Source organism: Zhihengliuella sp., assembly GCF_031178195.1.
Taxonomy (GTDB): domain Bacteria; phylum Actinomycetota; class Actinomycetes; order Actinomycetales; family Micrococcaceae; genus Zhihengliuella.
Map to the genome: position 1 here is coordinate 25,578 of NZ_JAPSJL010000005.1, position 20,561 is coordinate 46,138.

General features: G+C 68.0%; 24 protein-coding genes and 1 pseudogene. 11 read left to right on the forward strand and 14 right to left on the reverse strand.

What is annotated here, in order from left to right; genetic code table 11:
* Positions 1–50: 50 nt before the first annotated feature.
* Together RIN46_RS08655 and RIN46_RS08660 are read right to left on the reverse strand one after the other, a co-directional pair.
* A pseudogene (locus tag RIN46_RS08655) lies at positions 51–1,726 on the reverse strand (ABC-F family ATP-binding cassette domain-containing protein).
* 37 nt (positions 1,727–1,763) lie between these two features.
* Positions 1,764–2,306 (reverse strand): YetF domain-containing protein, encoded by a 543-nt coding sequence (locus RIN46_RS08660; RefSeq protein WP_309082346.1) that lies wholly within the window; start codon positions 2,304–2,306, stop codon positions 1,764–1,766.
* Positions 2,307–2,389: 83 nt separating this feature from the next.
* Between RIN46_RS08660 and arfB the strand changes: the two genes are divergently transcribed.
* Positions 2,390–2,830: an alternative ribosome rescue aminoacyl-tRNA hydrolase ArfB gene (gene arfB / locus RIN46_RS08665; RefSeq protein ID WP_309082345.1), complete on the forward strand. Its 441-nt coding sequence runs from the start codon at positions 2,390–2,392 to the stop codon at positions 2,828–2,830.
* 63 nt (positions 2,831–2,893) lie between these two features.
* Here arfB and RIN46_RS08670 read toward each other — a convergent pair whose 3' ends face one another.
* Both RIN46_RS08670 and RIN46_RS08675 read right to left on the reverse strand, forming a co-directional pair.
* Entirely contained in the window at positions 2,894–3,544 is a 651-nt protein-coding gene (locus RIN46_RS08670) for a response regulator (protein WP_309082344.1), read from the reverse strand.
* Positions 3,545–4,093: 549 nt separating this feature from the next.
* Entirely contained in the window at positions 4,094–4,681 is a 588-nt protein-coding gene (locus tag RIN46_RS08675; RefSeq protein ID WP_309082343.1) for an ABATE domain-containing protein, read from the reverse strand.
* A 94-nt stretch (positions 4,682–4,775) separates the two neighbouring features.
* On the opposite strand from RIN46_RS08675, the gene RIN46_RS08680 reads away from it, so the two are divergent.
* The 5 genes from RIN46_RS08680 (at position 4,776) to RIN46_RS08700 (ending at position 8,749) form a co-directional block, all read left to right on the forward strand.
* Positions 4,776–6,005 (forward strand): LLM class flavin-dependent oxidoreductase, encoded by a 1,230-nt coding sequence (locus RIN46_RS08680; protein ID WP_309082342.1) that lies wholly within the window; start codon positions 4,776–4,778, stop codon positions 6,003–6,005.
* The gene (locus RIN46_RS08685) at positions 5,891–6,520 is read left to right on the forward strand and encodes an isochorismatase family protein (RefSeq protein WP_309082341.1); all 630 of its coding nucleotides are present in this window, start codon (positions 5,891–5,893) and stop codon (positions 6,518–6,520) included. Before RIN46_RS08680 ends, RIN46_RS08685 begins: the two co-directional genes overlap by 115 nt.
* A gap of 218 nt (positions 6,521–6,738) precedes the next feature.
* A complete protein-coding gene (locus RIN46_RS08690) occupies positions 6,739–8,169 on the forward strand; it encodes an MFS transporter (protein ID WP_309082340.1) in 1,431 nt (476 codons plus the stop codon).
* A 51-nt stretch (positions 8,170–8,220) separates the two neighbouring features.
* Positions 8,221–8,550: a carboxymuconolactone decarboxylase family protein gene (locus RIN46_RS08695; RefSeq protein ID WP_309082339.1), complete on the forward strand. Its 330-nt coding sequence runs from the start codon at positions 8,221–8,223 to the stop codon at positions 8,548–8,550.
* Between the two features lie 7 nt (positions 8,551–8,557).
* Entirely contained in the window at positions 8,558–8,749 is a 192-nt protein-coding gene (locus RIN46_RS08700; RefSeq protein WP_309082338.1) for a hypothetical protein, read from the forward strand.
* Positions 8,750–8,797: 48 nt separating this feature from the next.
* Here RIN46_RS08700 and RIN46_RS08705 read toward each other — a convergent pair whose 3' ends face one another.
* The gene (locus RIN46_RS08705; RefSeq protein ID WP_309082337.1) at positions 8,798–9,781 is read right to left on the reverse strand and encodes a prenyltransferase/squalene oxidase repeat-containing protein; all 984 of its coding nucleotides are present in this window, start codon (positions 9,779–9,781) and stop codon (positions 8,798–8,800) included.
* A 106-nt stretch (positions 9,782–9,887) separates the two neighbouring features.
* Positions 9,888–10,748 (reverse strand): alpha/beta hydrolase, encoded by an 861-nt coding sequence (locus RIN46_RS08710; RefSeq protein ID WP_309082336.1) that lies wholly within the window; start codon positions 10,746–10,748, stop codon positions 9,888–9,890.
* Here RIN46_RS08710 and RIN46_RS08715 point away from each other — a divergent pair.
* A complete protein-coding gene (locus RIN46_RS08715; RefSeq protein ID WP_309109456.1) occupies positions 10,734–11,378 on the forward strand; it encodes a DNA alkylation repair protein in 645 nt (214 codons plus the stop codon). The genes RIN46_RS08710 and RIN46_RS08715 overlap by 15 nt on opposite strands.
* A gap of 105 nt (positions 11,379–11,483) precedes the next feature.
* Here the strand turns inward: RIN46_RS08715 and RIN46_RS08720 are convergent, their stop codons facing one another.
* On the reverse strand, positions 11,484–12,080 hold the full coding sequence (locus RIN46_RS08720) for a hypothetical protein (RefSeq protein WP_309082335.1): 597 nt from the start codon (positions 12,078–12,080) through the stop codon (positions 11,484–11,486).
* Between the two features lie 104 nt (positions 12,081–12,184).
* Positions 12,185–12,784 carry a class I SAM-dependent methyltransferase gene (locus RIN46_RS08725; protein ID WP_309082334.1) on the reverse strand — a complete coding sequence of 200 codons (600 nt, stop codon included), beginning with the start codon at positions 12,782–12,784 and terminating at the stop codon, positions 12,185–12,187.
* An 86-nt stretch (positions 12,785–12,870) separates the two neighbouring features.
* Between RIN46_RS08725 and RIN46_RS08730 the strand changes: the two genes are divergently transcribed.
* Positions 12,871–13,080, forward strand: a complete 210-nt coding sequence (locus RIN46_RS08730) for a hypothetical protein (RefSeq protein ID WP_309082333.1) — start codon at positions 12,871–12,873, stop codon at positions 13,078–13,080.
* On the opposite strand, the gene RIN46_RS08735 is transcribed toward RIN46_RS08730, so the two are convergent.
* A complete protein-coding gene (locus RIN46_RS08735) occupies positions 13,050–13,853 on the reverse strand; it encodes an aminotransferase class IV (protein ID WP_309082332.1) in 804 nt (267 codons plus the stop codon). The genes RIN46_RS08730 and RIN46_RS08735 overlap by 31 nt on opposite strands.
* A 26-nt stretch (positions 13,854–13,879) precedes the next feature.
* Here RIN46_RS08735 and RIN46_RS08740 point away from each other — a divergent pair, with 26 nt between their 5' ends.
* Entirely contained in the window at positions 13,880–14,260 is a 381-nt protein-coding gene (locus RIN46_RS08740; protein ID WP_309082331.1) for a MerR family transcriptional regulator, read from the forward strand.
* A gap of 7 nt (positions 14,261–14,267) precedes the next feature.
* Here the strand turns inward: RIN46_RS08740 and RIN46_RS08745 are convergent, their stop codons facing one another.
* Positions 14,268–14,678, reverse strand: coding sequence for a helix-turn-helix domain-containing protein (locus RIN46_RS08745; protein ID WP_309082330.1), 411 nt, complete (start codon positions 14,676–14,678; stop codon positions 14,268–14,270).
* Positions 14,679–14,703: 25 nt separating this feature from the next.
* Here RIN46_RS08745 and RIN46_RS08750 point away from each other — a divergent pair, with 25 nt between their 5' ends.
* Positions 14,704–15,123, forward strand: coding sequence for a DUF4440 domain-containing protein (locus RIN46_RS08750; RefSeq protein WP_309082329.1), 420 nt, complete (start codon positions 14,704–14,706; stop codon positions 15,121–15,123).
* A gap of 234 nt (positions 15,124–15,357) precedes the next feature.
* Here RIN46_RS08750 and RIN46_RS08755 read toward each other — a convergent pair whose 3' ends face one another.
* The 4 genes from RIN46_RS08755 to RIN46_RS08770 all read right to left on the reverse strand — a co-directional run bounded on the left by RIN46_RS08755 (position 15,358) and on the right by RIN46_RS08770 (position 19,577).
* Positions 15,358–16,179: a PhzF family phenazine biosynthesis protein gene (locus tag RIN46_RS08755; RefSeq protein WP_309082328.1), complete on the reverse strand. Its 822-nt coding sequence runs from the start codon at positions 16,177–16,179 to the stop codon at positions 15,358–15,360.
* A 36-nt stretch (positions 16,180–16,215) separates the two neighbouring features.
* On the reverse strand, positions 16,216–17,184 hold the full coding sequence (locus tag RIN46_RS08760; protein WP_309082327.1) for a DMT family transporter: 969 nt from the start codon (positions 17,182–17,184) through the stop codon (positions 16,216–16,218).
* A gap of 300 nt (positions 17,185–17,484) precedes the next feature.
* Positions 17,485–18,651 carry an FAD-binding oxidoreductase gene (locus tag RIN46_RS08765; protein ID WP_309082326.1) on the reverse strand — a complete coding sequence of 389 codons (1,167 nt, stop codon included), beginning with the start codon at positions 18,649–18,651 and terminating at the stop codon, positions 17,485–17,487.
* 83 nt (positions 18,652–18,734) lie between these two features.
* Positions 18,735–19,577, reverse strand: coding sequence for an arginase family protein (locus RIN46_RS08770; protein WP_309082325.1), 843 nt, complete (start codon positions 19,575–19,577; stop codon positions 18,735–18,737).
* A gap of 511 nt (positions 19,578–20,088) precedes the next feature.
* Between RIN46_RS08770 and RIN46_RS08775 the strand changes: the two genes are divergently transcribed.
* Positions 20,089–20,337 (forward strand): NTF2 fold immunity protein, encoded by a 249-nt coding sequence (locus RIN46_RS08775; protein ID WP_309082368.1) that lies wholly within the window; start codon positions 20,089–20,091, stop codon positions 20,335–20,337.
* Positions 20,338–20,561 lie beyond the last annotated feature (224 nt).

The following is a 20,561-nucleotide window of genomic DNA, read 5'->3' on the forward strand; positions in this document are numbered from 1 at the left end:
CAGTCCACCGTGACGCTCAGCCGACGGTGCAGCTCGGGCCACCGTGACGCTCAGGCCTCGGTCACCGTGCCGGCGTCGACGCGCCAGTGCCGGTCCGTCCGGACGGTGGCGAGCATGCGCCGGTCGTGCGTGACCAGCAGCAGCGTGCCCTCGTAGCCCTCGAGCGCTTGCTCCAGCTGCTCGATCGCCGGCAGGTCCAGGTGGTTGGTCGGCTCGTCGAGAACCAGCAGGTTGACGCCCTGCGCCTGCAGCACGGCCAACCCGGCCCTGGTCCGCTCCCCCGGCGACAGCTCTCCGGCGGGACGGTTCACGTGCTCGGCCCTGAGGCCGAACTTCGCCAGCAGCGTGCGCACCTCGCCGGACGCCAGCTCCGGGACCACGCGCTCGAACGCGGCGGCCAGTGGCTCCGGGCCGGCCAGCAGCGAGCGCGCCTGGTCGATCTCCCCGATCTGCACGCTCGGGCCCAGGCTCGCGGTCCCCTCGTCCGGACGACGGCGGCCGAGCAGCGTGCGCAGCAGCGTGGACTTCCCGGCGCCGTTGGGGCCGGTGATCCCGATCCGCTCCCCGGCGTTGACCTGCAGCGACACCGGGCCGAGCGTGAACTCGCCCTGCCGGACCACGGCACCGCTGAGCGTGGAGACCACGGAGCTGGAGCGCGGCGCCGCACCGATGGTGAAGACCAGCTGCCACTCCTTGCGCGGCTCCTCGACCTCCTCCAGCCGCGCGATCCGGCTCTCCATCTGCCGGACCTTCTGCGCCTGCTTCTCGCTGGACTCGGTGGACGCCTTGCGCTTGATCTTGTCGTTGTCCGGCGACTTCTTCATCGCGTTGCGCACGCCCTGGCTGGACCACTCGCGCTGCGTCCGCGCCCGGGAGACCAGGTCGGCCTTCTTCTCGGCGAACTCGTCGTACTTCTCCCGCAGGTGACGCCGGACGGTCGCCCGCTCCTCCAGGTAGGCGTCGTACCCGCCGCCGTACACGCGGTTGGCGCCCTGCGCCAGGTCCAGCTCGAGCACCCGGGTGACGCTCCGGGCCAGGAACTCGCGGTCGTGGCTGACCAGCACCACTCCCCCGCGCAGTCCGCGCACGAACTCCTCCAGCCGCTCGAGCCCGTCGAGATCCAGATCGTTCGTCGGCTCGTCCAGCAGGACGACGTCGAACCGCGAGAGCAGGAGCGCGGCCAGCCCCACGCGCGCGGCCTGCCCGCCGGAGAGCGACGTCATGAGCGTCTGCTCGGCGCGGTCGGCGGTGAGCGGCCCGTCCAGGTCCAGGCCGAGCTCGGCGAGCACCACCGGGAGCCGCTCGTCGAGGTCGGCGGCGCCGCTGGCGAGCCACCGGTCGAGCGCCGTGGCGTACACGTCGCCGGGGTCCGCACCGCCGGCCGCCGCCTCAGGGTCGGCGAGTGCCAGCGCGGCGGCCTCCATCCTGCGCGTGGCCTCGGCGCAGCCGGTCCGCCGGCCGATGTACTCGGCGACAGTCTCGCCCGGGACGCGCTCGTGCTCCTGCGGCAGCCAGCCGACGAACGCGTCGGCCGGCGACAGGGTGACGTTCCCGGCCTGGGGCTCCTCGACGCCGGCGAGGAGCTTGAGCAGGGTGGACTTGCCGGCGCCGTTGGCGCCCACCACGCCGACGACGTCGCCGGGGCGACCGTGAGGTCCAGGGAGTCGAACAGCGTGCGGTGGCCGTAGCCGCCGGCGAGGCCGTGGGCGACGAGAGTTGCGGTCATCCGGCCATTCTCCCACCGGCGGGGCGCAGTTCGGCCGTCAGCCGGTGCCGGGCCGTTCCCTGTCGCCGTCGTGCGGGAGCTCGAGCCCCTGCAGCGCGGAGGCGTCGCCCCAGTCCTGCGCGCCGATCACGCTGAGCGTCCCGTTGGTCTCGAGGACGACGGCGGCGACGTCGCCGAGGGCGCCGCGGCCGGTTTGGCGGACCGCCTGGCGGACTTCGCTCTCGGTCATCCGGTGCCGGCGCAGCGCGGCCGGGTCCATCCGCCCGTGCAGGAGCAGGACCTCGGGCTCGGCCGTGACCGCCCTCCTGAAGCGTGGCCAGTGTGACGCGATGACGGCGACGAGGAGCTGCAGCGCGGCGAGCACCCCGAAGGCGACCGCTCCCTCGGCCCAGGAGACGTCGGCGCTGAGCAGGATCGTCGCCAGTGTGGAGCCGAACGCCACGGTGACCACGAAGTCGAAGGCGTTGAGCTGGGCGAGGGTCCGCTTCCCGGTGAGCCGCAGGACGAGGACGAGCGTGAAGTAGGCGGCGCCGCCGACCAGCACGGTACGCAAGAGGTCTGGCCAGGAATCGAACCACATGGGCACAGCGTGCCGCAGCCGGGCGCCTCCGTCCACCCGGCCCGCGTCGCCCGGGGCCGGCCGGTGTGCGGCACACTGGTGCTGTGGACGATGTACGCGTACCCCCGGGGCCCGGCGCGCCGCACGGGCTCAGGATCCCGGCGGCGGAGCTCGTCGAGCAGTTCTCGCGCTCCTCCGGGCCGGGCGGCCAGGGGGTGAACACCGCGGACTCCCGGGTCCAGCTGAGTCTGGACCTGGGCAGGACGACGGCGCTCGACGCCGTGCAGCGCCGGAGGGTGCTGGACCGGCTCGCCGAGCGGTGCACCGGGAGCGTCCTGACCATCGACGCCTCCGAGCACCGGTCCCAGTGGCGGAACCGGGCGGCCGCGCGGCAGCGGCTGGCCGAGCTCCTGCGCGACGCCGTCGTGCCCGTCCCACCGCGGCGGGCCACCCGCCCCACGCGCGGGTCGCAGCGGCGCCGGATCGAGGCCAAGCGCCAGCGGTCCGAGGTCAAGCGCTACCGCCGGAGCCCCGGGCCCGAATGACCCCGGAGAAGCCGGGGCCGATTCGCCCCTGCGCGTGCAACATCGCATGAAGGACGCCGGTCTTCAGCCCCGGTCTCGCTGAAGCTCGCGCCTCACCAGTTGGAAGAGCCTCGTAGGATCGCTCGTAGCACCTGCACATCCCCGGCTCAATGCTTCTTGCTCGTGCTCCGGCCGGTCCGACCCGGAGTACACGATGACCGGCGTTCGATGGCGTTGATCCTGCATCGCTTCGAGCAGCACGTACCCTTCGCGCGGCCCTTCCCTGCGACCCATGTCGGTGATCACGGCTCCGAACTCATTGCCGTCCAGGAGATCCAGCGCACGAGAAGTGCTGTCGACCCATACGGTGGCGATACCTGCCGCTCGCAATGCAGCCCGTTCCAGAACTATCGATGCAGGATCGTCGTCGACCCAGAGAACTGGAGCAACCTTGTCCGCCACCATTGACGACAGGCTCTCGGTGACTTCGGAGGCCCGCGAGGGGTTCATGTCATGCCCGGTGCGGTTCCGCTGCGCCTCGTTGAGGTACCTCAGGATTTCGTCGGTATTGGTATGGGCAGATCTCGCACTCTCGGCAGCGGCGGATGACGTCCCCTTGATCTCGACCAAGAGGGCGCTGTGACGCTCCCTGTCGGAAACGGCCTCTTCCGCTTGCCTGCGGTAGATCGCTGCCGCCAGCCCAATCGCGAAAGCGGTAGCCGCGAAGGAGATCAAGAACGTGGGATTCAGACCGACGCTTATCGTCCACGACTCTAAACCTGAGGCCAAAATGCCGGCTACCCACACAATTGCAAGGACGAACGCAATAACTGCGACGCCGTACGCACACCACTTAATGGCTCTCCAGGATGTCCCCTCGGGCCGGGCTGTCCCAGTAACGTCATCTCGAGCTTCACTGGATGTCATCTCAACTCACCCGATTCTCGGCACGGACACTGGAACCGAATTCAACCACCTCCGTCGTTCGAGAGGAATATCGGGCCGCACGAGCGCCCGCGTCAGCAGCTGGCCGGTGAAGGCCCAAAGTTGTTCGGGGTGAGTCCGCCGCGTTCGAAAACGCGCCATGATCTGGCCACCGGACACGGACCGGGATTCGCCAGCTGGCCAGCGTGGTAGGCGCATTCGGGCCGACGTGGCGACAGCCGTCCGACGAGGTTCATAGGGCGTTCGCCGCACCAGCACGAGTGCCGTCGGACGGGCCGCATCCTCACGGAGGGTGAGCCCTGAGCCGCTCAGCCTCGAACCTCCTGCGGGCGTGGACTCCTACACACCGCTTCCGACGCGCTTACGGGCATAGGCGCGTGCGGCGCGGACCCTGTCCCCGCAACGGTTCGAGCACCACTGCCGTCGGGCATGAGTGCGCAGGAAGAACCGTTGGCACGACCCCGCCTCGCACTCGGCGAGTTGCGGGGCCTCCGCCCCCGTGAGCAACGAAGCGGCGTCCTCGGCGATCGTGGCCATGGCGTGCTCCACGACCTGGGTCGCCGGGTGATCGGCCTCGCGCCTGAATCCCGCCACAGGATCGTGGCGGAGCAGGCGGGCGCCGGGAACGCTCGTCAGGGCGTCGTTGAGGGCCTGGATCGCTCCTGCCGGAGGAGCCTCGCAGGAGACGCGTGCCGCGAAGAGGGCCCGCAGGTCCGCGCGCAGCCCGACGAGCCTGCCGCGGCACAGTTCGTAGAGCACTGCGTCCGGAGAGATCAGCTCGCGGGCCGCCAACCAGGCCATGGCGGACTCCGCGTCTGCGAGCTCGTCGTAGCCCTTGGCGCCGGGCAGATCATTGACGCTCCCTGCCAACGCGAGGCTGGGGTGCTCGACGAAGCCCGGGGCGGGCGGCTGGTTGATCTCGGACATGAATCACATGGTATCAGTTGCATTTTGCCGTGAGAGTCCTGCTAGTCTCAATCACGCAAAAGACGATCTTTTCCCATGAGAATCGAGTTCCCGCATGCCTCCACTCCCCGCCTCGGGCTCCGCACCCTTCGCCCTGTCCGTACTGGCCGCCGGGGGAACCGGCGTGGGCGCCACGGCCAGCCAAGGCTTGACGAATACGATCTCGCTGGCCCGGGCGGCGGACGCGCGCGGCTACCACCGCTTCTGGATGTCCGAACATCACGCCATGGCGGCGACGTCGGTCTCCTCGCCGGCCCTGATGGTCGCCCGACTCATCCCCGAGACGGCGCGTATCCGCCTCGGCGCGGGCGGGGTGATGCTGCCGAACCATGCGCCACTGCTGGTCTCCGAGCAGTTCGGCATGCTGGAGGCGCTGGCCCCCGGCCGGATCGATCTGGGGCTGGGACGAGCCCCCGGCACCGACGGGGCGACGGCCGCCGCCCTCCGCCGCGGCGCGGATGCCAACGAGGGGTTCGCGCAGCAGGTCCTCGATCTGCTCGGCTTCCTGCGGGGCGAGTTTCCACCCGGTCACGCCTATCAGAACGTCCACGCCGTGCCCGGCCCGTGGCAGGCGGAACAGAACCGGGTCACGGACGCGGCGATGGGGCCCGAACCCTGGATCCTCGGCTCGTCGCTGTACTCGGCACGGCTGGCCGCGCAACTGGGTCGCCCCTACGCTTTCGCCCTGCAGTTCGGCGACGCTGACGTCGACACGGCGCTGCGTCTCTATCGGGAGGCGTTCCAGCCCTCCGAGGCCCTCGCCGAGCCGCGCACGCTGATCAGCGTGCCCGCCGCCATCAGCGACGACGCCGCCGCGGCCGGGCGCCAGGCGGCGACGTCCGCGATGGCAATGCTCCGCATGTTCAAGCGGGAGGGCTGCCTGCTCCTGCCGCCCGAGGAGGTGGAGGCATACAAGGCCACCGCGCAGGAGCGCCAGATCCTGGACGCCTACACCGCTCGTACCTTCCATGGCGCCCCCGCGACCGTCGCCGCCCGCCTCGAGGCGCTGCAGGCGCGGACCGGCGCGGACGAGCTCATGCTCGTCGTCGGCAGGCACTCGGCCGCCCTCGACGAGCGCGGCATCGGGCTCATCGCCGACCACTACGGCCTCCCCCGCAACTGCCCGACCAGACCAATCCCACCTCAACCCACCATCGAATGGAGCACCACATGTCCGCACCACGCCGCGCCCTCATCGTCATCGACGCCCAGCAGGAGTACTTCGAGGGCCTCCTCCCGATCCAGTACCCGGTCCGCGACGAATCGATCGCCCGCATTCGCGTAGCGATCGAGTCCGCCGAGCAGGCGGGCGCGCCGATCGTGCTCGTCCAGCACGAGCTCCCCGCGGAGGCCCCGGTCTTCGCCGCCGAGTCGGCGACCTGGCGGAACCACCCGAACGTCGCCGCCTACGAGGAGCAGGCGGCCAAGCGCATCCGCAAGGAGTTCTCGAGCATCTTCGCCGGCACTGGTCTCGAGGATTGGCTGCACGAGCAAGGCGTCGACACCATCACCCTCGTCGGCTACATGACTAACAACTGCGTTCTCGCATCCGCGGCCGCCGCCGAGCCGCTGGGCATCGCCGTCGAAGTCCTCTCCGACGCCACGGGCGCCATCGACCTCGCGAACGACGCCGGCAGGGTGCCCGCCCGCGAAGTCCACGAGACGCTCATGGCTCTGCTCCACTCGAACTGGGCGGCCGTAGCGGACACCCAGACCTGGTCCGGCGCACTGCGAGCAGGCGAGCCGCTGCCCAAGAGCGATCTCGTCAGTTCGGCCGCGCAGGGACGCGCCAACGACTGAACCCCTCGCCACCCTCGACCAACGTCGGGCCGGGCGCGGTGCCCGTGGCGGCCCGACGGACCTCGACTCGGGCACGTTCGACACCTATACCCCCTATGGGTATATTCTCCTCTCGGCGTGCCAGGACTGAACGGCACCCGCGAGCGCCGCATACGTCGTCGGACGGGCCCCGCATACGTCGTCGGACGGGCCCCGCCCGTGCGAAGAAGGAGAAGAGAATGACAGCACCGACAATGACCCGCCGAGGTCTCGTACCCCTGCTGGTGATTGCGACGGCCCAGCTGATGCTGGTGCTCGACGACTCGATCGTGAACATCGCCCTGCCCAGCATCCAGACCGAGCTCGAGGTCCAGCCCGTGCACCTGCCGTGGGTGGTCAACGCCTACATCCTCGCGTTCGGCTCACTGCTGCTGCTCGGCGGTCGCGTCGGCGACCTGTGGGGACGCAAGCGCATCCTGCAGATCGGTATCGCGGTCTTCGTCGTGGCCTCCCTGTTCGGAGGCCTCGGACAGAGCACTGCCATGCTGGTCGTCGCGCGCGCCCTTCAGGGCGTGGGTGCGGCGATGGCCGCCCCCAATGCCCTCGCGCTGATCACGACGACGTTCGAGAGCCGGAAGATGCGCGACGCCGCGCTGTCGCTCTACGGGGCGATGTCGGGGATCGGCATCGTCATCGGGCTCGTCCTCGGCGGAGTGCTCACCGACCTGCTCGATTGGCGCTGGGTGTTCTTCATCAACGTCCCGATCGGTCTGTTGGTGCTGGCCGGCAGCCGCACGCTGGTCGCGGCCGAACGCCACACTGGACGGCTGGGCGCTCTCGGCGCTGTCCTCGGCACCGCCGGAATGGTGTCCCTGGTGTACGCGGTCACGCGCTTCGGTGAGGGCGGCTTCACGGATCCCCTCGCTTACGCGCTGCTGGGCGCGGCGATGGTTCTCCTCGTCGGCTTCGTCGCCTCCCAGCGCTCGAGCCGCAGCCCGCTGGTACCGCTGAGCCTGTTCGCCGACCGGAACCGGGCCGGCGCCTACCTGGCCATGCTGGGCCTCGCGATCGGCCCGATGGGCACGTTCTACGTCATCACGCTCTACCTGCAGCAGGTCCGCGAGTACAGCCCGCTGCTGACCGGCCTCGCGTGGCTCCCCTTCGCGATCGGCATAGTCCTCGGCGCCGGTGTCGCGCCCAAGCTGCTGCTGAAGGTCGCCCCGCGCCGGGTGGCCGCCCTCGGCGCCCTGCTCGGCGCGGCCGGCGCCTTCTGGTTCTCCCGGATCACCGTCGACACGGCCTACTGGACGGGAATGGCGCCGGCGATGCTCGTCATCGCCTTCGGTTTCGGGCTCGGCGTCATCGCGCTCACGCAGGCTGCCGTGTACGACGTCGACGGAGACAAGGCCGGCATCGCCTCGGCCTTGCTCAACTCGGCACAGCAGCTCGGCGTCGCGCTCGGTCTGGCAGTTCTGGCCGGAGTCGCCGCAGGCGTCACGGCGAGGGCGGACAGCACGACGCCGCAGACCCTCGTGGAGGGATACGGCACGGCGCTGCTCGTCGGCGCCGGGATCCTGCTCGGGGCAGCCGTCCTGGCCACCCTCACTCTCAGCGATCGCGTGGAACCGGGAGAGCTCACGACCGAAATTCCCGGCCAGGCATCGTCCTGATACTCGGCCCAACAGCCTGACAGCGCACACTCGAAGAAAGGGAAGACAGACATGCACACTCACAACGACGAGGCCGCGTTCATGGCCGACATCAAGGACGCCGCCCCGGAGATGGTCGCGGCCATGTTCGAGTTCGACAAGGCGGTGTTCAGAAAGGACACCGGGAACCTCGATGTGGCCACACGGGAACTGATCGCGATCGGCGTCGCGGTGACAACGCAGTGCTCCTTCTGCATCGAGGACCACGCCAAGCGGGCCATCAAGGCCGGCGCGTCCAAGGCCGACGTCGCAGAAGCGGTCATGGTCGCCGCGGCGCTGCGGGCCGGCGGTGGCGTGACCCATGGCTGGAAGGCGATGAAGAGCATCTCCGAGATGGATTAGCCGACCGGTGGCTGCGCAAGAACGTTCGAGGGTCGGGCGCGAGCTCTTCCGCCGAGCGTTCGGGCCGTTCGACGACGTACGCCAGAAACTGCTCCTCACCGACGATGAGCCGCGCCAGAGGGCGTTCTACGAGGCGATGGGCTTCACCGAGATCCGCGACTTGAAGCACCCGACACGCGCGTTCGCCAAGTTCGGTTGAATCGTCGAACCAGGGAACGGAGGAGCGTGGATCCCGACCGCCTCTGCGCTAGCAATCCGTCACCTCGCCCGACTCAAGGGAGCTGCGTTCCCGGTCCCACCAGCCGAGCACGCGGAGCGCGTGGAACGTCACCCACTTCGAGGGCTCCCCGGCCGGCACGTCCACGTGCGCCCACACGGCGCCGGCCAGGCGATGTCCTTGCAGCCACGTGCCCTCCGGCTGGCGTTTGCCGCGGATGATCTCGATCGCCTCGGACATGCGCTCATCCGGGGCCGTTCCGTCGGCGATCCCGGCGGCCCGAAAGTAATCGGCGGCGGCGAGGATGTTGTAGTACGCGCGCCGGGGATGGGCCAGACTCAGCGCGTGCTCGGAGAACGGCTCGCCGGTCGAGAGGCGGCGGAAGAGCGAGCGCGCCAGCAGGTACTCCTCCCCGCGGCGTCGCGCATCCCGCACCCGATCCGCGTCGCCCGTGGCGAGCTGGTAGTCGAGCAACCCGATGAGCGCGTTGAGCGTGGAGTGGAACGACGACCGGTCCGAGCCGTCCGTCCACTCGCAGTTCCATCCGCCGTCGGGCAGCTGATGGCCCAGGAACCACGTCACGATCCCGTCGACGTCGGCTCCCAGCCACAGGCCGTTGGAGAGCGTCCACGAGTTGATGCAGCAATCCACTTCGCCCTGCCAGTAGGGCAGATCGTCGTACTCCCACACGACCTTGTCCAGCTTTTCTGCGGTGCCGTGCACGACGCGGGCGTCGAGGCCCCACTCACGCAGGTCCTTGAGCACCCAGGTGGTGGCGGTCCATGGCTGCGGCTCATCCTCGCGGAACTCCCAGCTCGACGGGAAGAAGGCCCCTCCGGCCCAGGTTCCCTCTGGGTCCTGGTGGGAGAGCAGCTCGGCGCCGATCCCCTCCGTCGCGACTCTGGCTCGGGTCGCCTCCCAGACAGCAGGCGGTGCGCCGAGCAGGTCCCGCTCGACCTGCCATCGCAGTGCGGGATCCGCGTCGACCAGCCATGCCTCGACCTTCCCGTCCACGGTGCTCCTCAAGTCTGGGTCGTGGAGGCGAGCCTAACTCGGGCAGCTCGGGTTCGACCAGATTGTCCACAGACCGCAGCCTCGTCGACTCCGTGATGGCTGACCGCTACACCCCTAGGTGCTGCCCTCCCGACTGCACGTGGCCGGCCAACGCCGGAACCACGGTCTCCCATAGCGAGGGCGGTGGGGCTTCGTGGCCCATGCCGTCGACGCGAAGCAGAACGGAGTCCGGAATCATGCGGGCAAGCGCCTCGCCGTGCGGCAGGGGGAACAACGGGTCCGTGTCACTGTGCAGGACGAGCGTGGGTGCCGAGATCGACGTCGGGTCGGGCTCGGTACCGGCGGCGACGAGGAAATGATTGGTCATCGACGCCTCCATGTCCTGACCCCGGCCGAATTCCACAGTCGCGATCGCCCGGCAACGCTCCTCGTCGAAACCGTGCGAACCGGCGTAGGGCCGCTCGGCCTCGACACGGTATTCGACGACGGCCGAGGCGTCGGTCCAGTCCTCCACGCCGGGGAGGCTGCCCTCCGCCAGTCCGAGCCTCGCGGCCGGCGGCGGCAGTTCCCCTGCATCTCCCCCGGCCGGCGACGATTCGATCAGCGTGAGCGTCCGTACACGCCCCGGCGCGTGGACCGCGAGGTACTGCGCGACCCCGCCGCCCATCGACAGTCCCACGAAGTGCGCCGAATCGACGCCGAGCCCGTCGAGGATCCGCAGCGGATCAGTCGCCAAGTCGACGCCGGTGTAGTCCGGTCGGCCAGCCGGGCCGGTCGTCGACTGCCCGGTGTCCCGTTGGTCGTATCTGAGGACGTGCAGTCCCTGCGCGGCGAGTGCCTGGCAGAAATCCGGGGTCCACCAGTCCATGGACTGAGTGGCCCCGGCGATGAGCACAACGAGAGGGGCGCTCGAATCGCCGAATTCGTCGACGGCCAGGGAGACGCCTTCGCACTGGATGGTCTTCACCTCCCGGATCCTCCTCCGCCGAGGGCGGTCCGTCAACGGCCGGGGCACGTTCGCAGGAGCCCGCCCTCCGATCCGAACGAGGCGGAGAAGATCCGCAACCGCGTGGAAGACGACGACGTCGTCATCGGCGTGCGGATGGGAACGCTGTTCGATGCCGCACGGTGGGCGGTCGACCTGCCGCAAAAGGAGCTCGAGACGCTGTTCGAGCATCCGGCCTACGAGGCGCGCCTGTCAGCATTCTGCGTCCTGGATTTTCGTGCCCGCCGAAAACTCGCGGACCGCGAGCGTGCCGCGCTGGCGACGATCTATTTGGAGCGGCACGACGCCATCACCTCTTGGGACATGGTGGACCGGGCGGCTCCACGAGTTCTCGGTTGGCCGATTCTCATCGGAGCCATCGACGGCGGCGTACTCGACGATCTCGCGGCCGCGGCCGATCCACTCCGACGCCGATCGGCCATCACTGCCCCGCTCTGGTTCATCAAGAAGGGCACCCCGGAGGACGTCGTCCGCGGACTCGCGATCGCAGACTCGCTCGCCGGCGACGAGCACCCGCGCGTCCGCTCCGCAGTACAGATCTTCCGGAAGCACGCCGACCAACGCCTGCGGAATGACGGGGAAGGCGGATGACCCATCCGAACACGTCGGCACGTCGGGTCCCCGCTCCTGGGCGGCGAGTGGACTCATGCTGGGCCTCGTCGTGACTGTGAACCCTCCAGGGTTCAGCTCCTGGGTTCAGCTCCGGGGCGGCTCCGGAAGACCGAGCTCGGCACCGAGTGCCACGAGTTCGGACGCAACCAGGCCGGGGTCGGTCAGAAACTCCAGATGCGCCCCGGGGACCTCTCGCACACGCCACCCTGAGTCGGTCGCCCAGGCGCGCTCCACCGCATACGTCTGGCCGAAGGCCAGATAGGCGCGCCGTCCCGTCGCCCACCCAACTGGTACCGGCAACCGGCTCGTGAAGTAGGACATCGAGAGACGTGGTGCCGCCGCCACGGATCGCTCGAATGAAGCGGCGTCGGGATAGAGCGGTTCGACGTCCTCCCGCGCCCACCACTCGGGCCATGGGGGAAGCCGGCCGGCGTCGTCCTTCGGGAGACCTGTCAGGAAATCCCTGAGCTCGACCGGAGCCAGCAGCGTGTCCGTGCCGTCCCCGGTCGGGAGCGCGGCGTCCATCGCGACGGCCGCGATATCCCGGACCTGCGCCAGCGCCGGCAGGTAGTACCCGGCGTTGCTGTGAGCGATGAGCAGGTCGGTGGAGTCGCAGACCGCATTCCCGAACGCCGTGAGCACTTCGTGCGGATCCGAGGGGTCGCGTGGAAGGTTTGCCACGGCGACGTGCCAACCGGCAGTAGCCGCAAGGACGGATACCAATGGCTCGTAAGGGGCCTGGCCCAGCATCGGGCTGGGAAGGAGCAGCGCGAGACCATGCGGTCCTACGCGTACCGCAGGATGGTGACGGCGAAGTCGGCGTCGTCGTGCCAGGCCTTGAGGTCCCAGGTCGAGAACCGATGCTCGACCCGCAATCCGGCCTCCGCCGCATAGCGGTCGAATTCGGCGAGCGCCAGGTGCCGGTTCACATGGAGGCCGACGGCGATGAACCCCTCCGGGCTGACGCAGGCCCGCACTCGGCGCAGGACCTCGGTCTCTGTGCCCGGCGCGACGAAGACGATCACGTTGCCGGCCATGAGCACGGCGTCGAAGGGGTCCGCCCGCTCGAGCGTCTCCAGATCCAGCTCGGTCAGGTCGACGACGGCGTAGGACGGGCCCGGGTGGTCCTGCCGTGCGGCGTCGATCAGCTCGGGGTCCGCGTCGACGCCGACGACGTCGTGGCCGCGGGTGTGAAGCTCGCCGGCATGCCGGCCCGGGCCGCATCCGGCGTCAAGGATCCGAGCCCGCCGCGGGACCATGGCGTCGATCAGCCGCGCCTCCCCCACGAGATCCTGGCCCTCGGCCGCCATTCCGCGGAAACGGTCGATGTACCACTGCGAGTGGCCGTCCTTGGTCTCGGTCGCCCAGCGCGTCGGTTCTGCCATGGCTCCATGCTAGAGCCCCAGGAGCGATGCGCCTCTCGCCGGTCCAGCCGTGGTGCCTAGGATCGGAGAGCTAGGTCGACTACCGATTGACTGATACCGGCTCGAGCCTGACCCACCTCGTCAAGGCGTTGGCCGATTGGTCGCTCGAGCACCCGGACACCATCGCCTGGGCTCGCCAGGAGTACGACGTGCAGCATCCCGACAACGAGATCCAAGGATTTCCGGCGACAACAACGGTTGAGGGGCGCGGCCTTCGACTCACCCGTTACACCGACATCATCGGTTCATCGGCGTAGGCCCCCTGCAGTTGGCGCACGAACTCGGGGTCCTGACCGAGCGGCGCGTCGCCGATCCGTGCGACCGGGATGCCAGGACTCCATGTGTTCATCACTACAGCGGAAAGACGCGCCCCGAGCTCCGAGGGGCTCACATCCCGACTCTGCTGCGGGATGCCGAGCGCGCGGAGGCGACGGACAAGGATCTGCATGGTGACGCCGGGGAGGACCTCGGCTCCCGGGCAGATCACGGACTCACCGCCCCAGAAGGCAAGGTTCCAAATCGTCGCCTCGCTGAGTCGACCCGAGCGATCCGTGAACGCGGCGTCGTCGAAGCCGCGTGCGTTCGCGCGCCGGAGCAGGAGCGTCTTGGAGACCTCGCGGACGTGCTTGACGAGGGGGAGATGCCTCTCGTGCTCGACTACGTCGAGGAAGAGAGGGCCGGTAGGCGGCTCGGCGGGGCCGGTGACCTTAACCAGCACGTCGAGGTCGAGGCTGTCGCCGGCAGGTGCGAACTCTCCAGGTCGCGAATTGATGAAGCAGGTCAGCGATACCTCGGGCGGAGCGACAGCCAGAGCGTTGCGCAGGTAGCCACGAATCACTCCTTCGGACAGGTGCTGGCCGAAGAGCGAGTCGCTGGCGGACCGGAGACGCTCCAGGTGCAGGTCCAGGCCCCGCACCCGATGATCGCGGACCTGAATCGCGGTGAAGTGAGCGAACCCGGCGAAGGCCAGCGGCGCGAGGTCCGCCGCGTCGGCCGATTTACCGTTGAACTGAGTGATCGAAGTGGTCATGGAACTGACGGTAGGAGTTGACACCAGTGGCAGAGGCAAGTCGCGAAGCCGTGGACCAACGGCTCCGGATCGGGGATCTCGCCGCACTCACCTCCACGACGCCTCGGATGCTCCGGCACTACGAGAACCAGGGGCTCATCGAGGCGGAGCGATCCTCGACGGATCAGCGCCTGTTCTCGCCCGCGATCATCGAGCAGGTCCACTCGATCCGCAGGCTCCTCGGGGCGGGGCTGCCCGTCGACGCTATCCGGGAGCTGCTCGAATGCATCCACGACACAGACCGGCTGGAACCATGCGCTGTGCCGCTGCTCGTCGACCACCTCCACGCCCATGACGGCCGCATCGCCGAGCTCACCAGCACCCGGGACGCGCTTCAAGGGCTGATCGACTCGTCAGGAGGTAGGTAGTTCTTGGCTATTCCGGCGGCTGTCCTTGGACGCCAATTGTGTGTCCCTGGAGGGCCAGACCGGTTCGGTAAAGCTCGATCAGCAGAGGACGGAGCTCTCGGCCGCGGTCGGTGATCCGATACGCGGTCCGACGTGGGAAGTCGTTCATGACAGTCCTCTCCACGAGCCCTGCGGAGACGAGCTCGCTCAGCCTGTCGGACAGGACTTTGTCGCTGAGCTGCGGCAGCGCCTGGGCCAGTTCGGAGTAGGAGAGGGGGCGTCCAGGCATGAGGTCGCGCAACACGAGCGTCGTCCAGCGTCCGGCGATCGCAGTCAGGGAGATTTCGACCGGGCAGTCCGGCGACGGGGCTCGCGTACGCCCGTCGGCGGTCAGCACGAGCTCCTCGTCCCACCGCGTGCTTACCGCTTGGTGAGCCACGAGACCTCCTGATTCGCTGGACGGCATGACCGAGAACATTGTCCCATCCGTCAGTGACTTTCCGCTGGCCACCAGCCCCGAGCAGCAGCCGCACGTATTCGCCGCAGCGTTCAACACCGGCGACCCTGACGTCGTCGAGCGCGTGTACGAGCAAGCGGGAGTCTTCATCAGCAGCCCCGGTCAGATCACGACCGGCGCGGACCGCCGCGAGGCCAATGCCCGCATGGCGTCCCTCGGACTTCCCATCGAAGTCCGGCCGCGCCACGTCTACGTGGCGGACGACATCGCGCTACTCATCGTGGACTGGACGATCGCCGGCACCGCACCGGATGGCGAACAGGTCGATATCCGGGGGACAGCGACGGACGTAGCGCGCCGCGGCGTGGACGGCACCTGGCGCTACATCATCGACAACCCTTGGGGAACTGCGACGCAGGCGCCGTAGTTGGAGAGCCCTGAGGCGCGGCCGCGAAGGCGAGACGTGCTTTGGCCAAGACTCTGCGCTCGCCGGCTCACTTGCGGGTCTCGTCGACGGTCGCCACAGCATCGAGGCCGATCGGAGCCGATCAGGTCTCGCAAGCCCGATCGAGGCCTCGAGCTGCTGCCGCCGCGAGCCCCAGGTTGCCGTGCGACAGACCGATGCATAGCGGTCTGTACCTTTGCAACCACGTTCGGTTGGCTAGGCGGGGAGCGTGACGTTGCCTTCGAGGTATCGCACGCACCGCCCTGACAAGTGGACGCGATCGCCGTGCAGACGGATCGCGACCGTCCCTCCTCGCGATGACATTTGGCGAGCCGTCATGGCGTCCGTGCCCAGATGTTCTGCCCACAATGGGGCCAGTTGGCAGTGGGCTGAACCGGTCACCGGATCCTCAGGAACTCCGGCTTGGGCACCGAACCAGCGCGAGACGAAGTCGAACTCTGTGCCGTCGCCGTTCGCGGTGACCGCAATGCCACGCACCGGCAGCGACGCCAGGTACGTCAGGTCCGGGCTGAGTTCTCGAACCGTCTGGGCATCTGCGACGGTGTAGATCAAGTCGGTCGCGCGATGCGCGTCCAACACCTCAGCTCCGAGCGCTCGCGCAATCAGTGGGTCGACGTCGACAGGGGTCGGTGGCTGGGCGGGGAAGTCCATGGTGATCAGACCATCCGGCGATCGGGTCACAGTAAGCCAGCCGCTGCGCGTGGAGAACTGGAGCGCGTCGGCATCGTCGTGCACGTCGTCGAACAGATAGGAGGATGCGGCCATCGTGGCGTGGCCGCACAGATCGACCTCAGTCGCGGGGGTGAACCAGCGCAGATCGTAGGCAGGCCGGGCCGAGTCGGGCGCGTCGTCGGCATGACGTTCGACCAGATACGCGGTCTCGGAGAGATTGTTCTCGAGGGCCAGTTGCTGGAGTACATCGTCCGGAAGCCAGTGCTCCAGCGGCATGACCGCTGCAGGGTTGCCTTCGAAGAGCGTTTCGGCGAACGCATCAACCTGCACCAATGGAATTTTCACAACGACCTCTCGACGTACTGACTATCCAAGATGAGTCTATGTGTCGCCGGAGATCAGTTCGTGAGCCGTCAAGCCCTCTGGAAGCCCTGAACGCTCTGAGTGATCTCGGCTGACAGCTGCACTCGCGACGGAGAGCCGACTGCGCCGTTGGTCGACAACGCCGTACACGCACACGAGGAGGACCAGGAGGGCGAGCAGGGTCCACGAGGCGATGCCGTGCGACCAGCCGAACCACGTCGTCTCAGTGAGGAAGCTGATTGCCGGAACGCTGGCCATGAGGATCGCCGTCAGGGTCGGATCGGTGCGCATCATGCCCGACTGGATCAGGAACAACGGCAACGCCACCGCGGCGAGCCCCAGGGGCACGATCCAGGACAGGTCATGCAGTAGGACTGCGATGTCGCCCTCGAACCCGTAGTCGCGAGCAGCCAATCCGAACGCGACGATGTAGGCGAGGTGGTAGCGGACAGCCAGAATGCTCGAGGCGTCCACCCCACGCTCCCCGAGCGAGCGTGACAGGATCGCGAGGATCGCCATGCCGGCACCGGCGACCAGGGCGAGCAGCACGCCGACGACGTACTGGTTACCGGCCGGCGATGACTGCGCCTGCGTCGCGCCGAACGCGATCGAACAAGCAAAGACGCTGAGTGCGAGCAACCAGACACTCCACGGCGCTCGCTTCTTGCGCCAGAGCGCCAACAGGAGGGTGGCCAGAGGTGCGAACGCGGCCTCCACGCCGGCGGCGAGCGATGCCGGGATCCACGCCAGCGCCAGATAGAAGGCCCCGAACGTCATCAGGGTGGCAAGATTCAGTGCGGCGACGTGTGACCAGTCCAGCTGAGGGAGCAGCCGTCCGGCGCGGGCGCAGTGGGATGCCTGGCCGGCCAGAGACGCGCACAAGAACGCGACTCCCATGAAGAGGAAGACGGTCTCCGTGCCGATCACGGCACCGACCACGGCGTTGGCCACACCCATGCTGAGGCAGCCGAGAATGATCATCAGCATCGGCACCACTCTATCGGCCAGGACTCCTGATCAGATGCCTTCCAAGCTGCCAGTACCTCCGGGTGACACCGCTAGGTGCTACGTGCCGTCTAGATCAGTCCGTAGGTCAGCAGGGCGGCGATGAACCATCGCTATCCGCTATGAACACCGCTGCCACAGAACGAAACGCCAACGCGGTCACTGGCAGCGCCACGACCGTGGCGCGGGCCCATCACAAGGCGCGTCTGCTCAACTGTGGATTCCCCGATACCTCGCTCGGGCCTAATGTCGTCAACACGTCGCAACTTTCTCGCTCTGGACTCATGTCGCATCGTTGGCGTAGATGTCGCGGTAAAGACGCAAAGCGCTGTCCTTGAGCATAGCGGCGTCAGTGCCAGCGAATCGCGCCGGGTCGAGTTCCTGGACAATTTCCAGCCCGTCGAGCATTGCTTCTGTGAGCATCCGGGATGCCCCCGCAGCGTGGGTGACCCAGAGGGCCTGAGCGATCCAGACCCCCTCCATGCTCGGGTGCCTGCCCAAGAACGGGAGGTTGTCCGGGGTCATCGCGAAGACGCCGTTGATCCGGCGCTCAGGCGTGAACCTGGCCTCGGGCCGCAGGAGGCCCTGGGCCGCCTCGACAGCAGGATCGAACTCCGCTGACCACTCCAGTCCAGCCCCGGCCGCGAGCCCATCCTGGTTGACAGGGACCGGGTGGTGGTCGTAGGTGCCGATGCCCAGCCGGTCCCCATGGATCCGGGAGTAGACGTGGTGTTCCGGCCAACGCACGAACGGCCCTGTGCTCCAGGCCGCAGCCGGGCCGTCGTACACGTAGGGGTGGGCGACGGGGAACAGCGGCAGGTCGAGGCCAGTCAGTGCCGTGAGGTCTGGGCCCCACACGCCGCCAGCGAGCACGACGTCGTCGGCCGAGAAGCAGTCCCCGGCTGCAGTGACGACGGCGATTCCTGAACCCTGTCGCTCGCAACCGACGACCTCCTGACCGCTGAGGAATTTCGCCCCACGGGCTAGAGCCTCCGCACGGAGGGCAGGACCAATAACGCCCACGTCTGCAGATGCGTCGTCGAGGAAGTGGCCTGCAACGCGAACCTGTCCGGCATCCACGTATGAAGTCACCGTGTCCGGAAGGCCGGACGCCGGGAGCAGGTCGGCACGCAACCCTGCCGAGCGGGCTGTCTCGACACGGCGCTCGACTTCGGCGGCTCCGGCATCCGAAGTCGCCAGCTCCAGCCCGCCGGTCCGGCGGAAGCCATCGCCGATGGTGTCGTAGAGCGACGCAGTGTCCCGCGCCAACTCCGTCAGCAACGCGACGTCGTTGTAGAGGCCGATGAAGCCGGGTGCGAAGGCGGTTGAGCCACGTGGCGTGCCTCGGTCGCGGTCGAGGACCGTGACGCTCAGGCCCTTGGCTGCCAGAGCATGAGCCAACGAGATCCCGACGATCCCTGAACCAACGATGACGACTTCGCGCCCCATGACCAATCTCCTTCGTTTCTCTGTTCTCCAATCTCAATTTCATGGTCGCGTAGGACCACAGAGATCAGGGAAATGCCTCCCGTTCAATTCCGGACGGCGTCAACAATTCCCGTGACCGCTCGTTGGAGCAGTTCTTCATCCTGTCCGGCCTCGTCGGCTCGTTCGTACTCAGTAATTCCGACGCCCGCGGGAGTGAACTCTTCCGCAAGCGCGTGCACTGCCTGCAGGAGCGCCTCGACCGTGAGGCCGCCGGGTTCAGGAGAGCCGACGGCTGGGAAGACCCCCGGATCGAGCACATCGAGGTCGATGTGGATGTACACCGCCTCAGCACCGGTCGCGCGCACAGCAGACAGGAGCGCGTCCGGTTCATTCAGCTGAGCGACGCTGAGGTGGCTAATCCCGTGGCGGCCCACGAAATCCTGTTCGCCGGGGTCCAGGGCACGCGCCCCTGCCAGGACCACTCGATTCGCCGGAAGGGCCCTGGTCGGCTTCAACGCGTCGGGACTGTCACCTGTCAGAGCGCGCAGCACCATGCCGTGGAACGCTCCGGAGGGAGATGTTTCCGGCGAATTGAGATCCGCATGCGCGTCGAACCACACCACCGCCAGACGGTCCCGGTGGGCAGAAAGTGCAGCCTCGACCGGGGCGAGTTCGATCGCGCAGTCACCACCGACAGACACCACGAGATCACCCGCCGGGAGTGCTGCCATTGCCGCGCGCACCGCGTGGAGCTGTTCTACCAGCACGTCGGCGTTCTGCACACCGTCCCGCGCCCCGCTGACGGCGTTGCCGAGCGTCACTACCTGGCGGTTTTCCGCGGGAACCATTTCCGCGAGGCGGGTGGCTCCGTCGCGCAGCCTACGAGCCGTCGGGGCTCCGGATCCCTGCCACTGGCCAGCTTCCAGTACTGACAGACCAGCCATCATCACTCCTTCGTCACCGTTTCGAGGGCGGACGGGAGCCCCCTATTGCACAATTCCAACACGTCCTCAGCGTTGCCGAGGGTGCCAGCCCCCGTGCAGGTGGATGGCAACCAGCCTGTGCAGTACGTGGCCGGTGCCGCTACGGAGTCGCTGATAGCACAGTCCTGCGGGAATACCTTAAGCGCGTAAAATCGCTACGAGAAGGTGCGCCTTCGCGTAGCAGAGCCCGACTCGCTCGCGCAGCACCTCGCTCGACGTCAGGGCGACGCGCGACGATTCCTGAACCGGATGGTCAGATCGCCCACCGCCGCAAGCGCCGCGGCCGCCCGATAGATTTCGGCAACGAGCAGTGGCGGCACGCCGCGGAGGGAGTGAATCCTTCGCAGTCCAGCACATACCATCACTGGAGCGGCATCCAAGGAGCGCGAACACGGGCCAAGTGGACGAGGCATACGCGGTATTGCGTCATTTCATCGGACGCATGCATCAGTGGGAAGTCACGTAGTGGCAGGCGATCGCAGAGCAGGGCCGAGGTGCAGTGAGCTCCGACATGAAGCGCGACCTCGATGTGATCTTCGAGTCCTCGTGCACAACCAAGGAACGCAAGACCGGCCGTCAGGTCTCACTCCATTGTGGGCACCCGCCCGAGTACCACGTGGATGAGAAGTTCGTCGCGGGCGCTCTCGTGAAGAAGGCGGTCGTCATCGAAACGCTGCAGCACCACATCCTCGCGAACTGTTTTCGCTACACGATGCGACTCTAGGGCGGTGAGTGGAAGGTAGACCGGAAGGAGCGGTACGACTCCTTCGACGAGCGATGGGTCAGGCATGAGCTCTAGCGACGCGGCTCAGGGTGACCCCGCACTGGTGAAGGCCGTCAGCGATGCGACCAGGGACGCGGTGACGCGGTTTCAGGCCGAGCATGCTGGAACGACAGCCAGTACCTCGACCCGCCCGACTGGATCGTCGTCACGAGCGACGGGGCCGT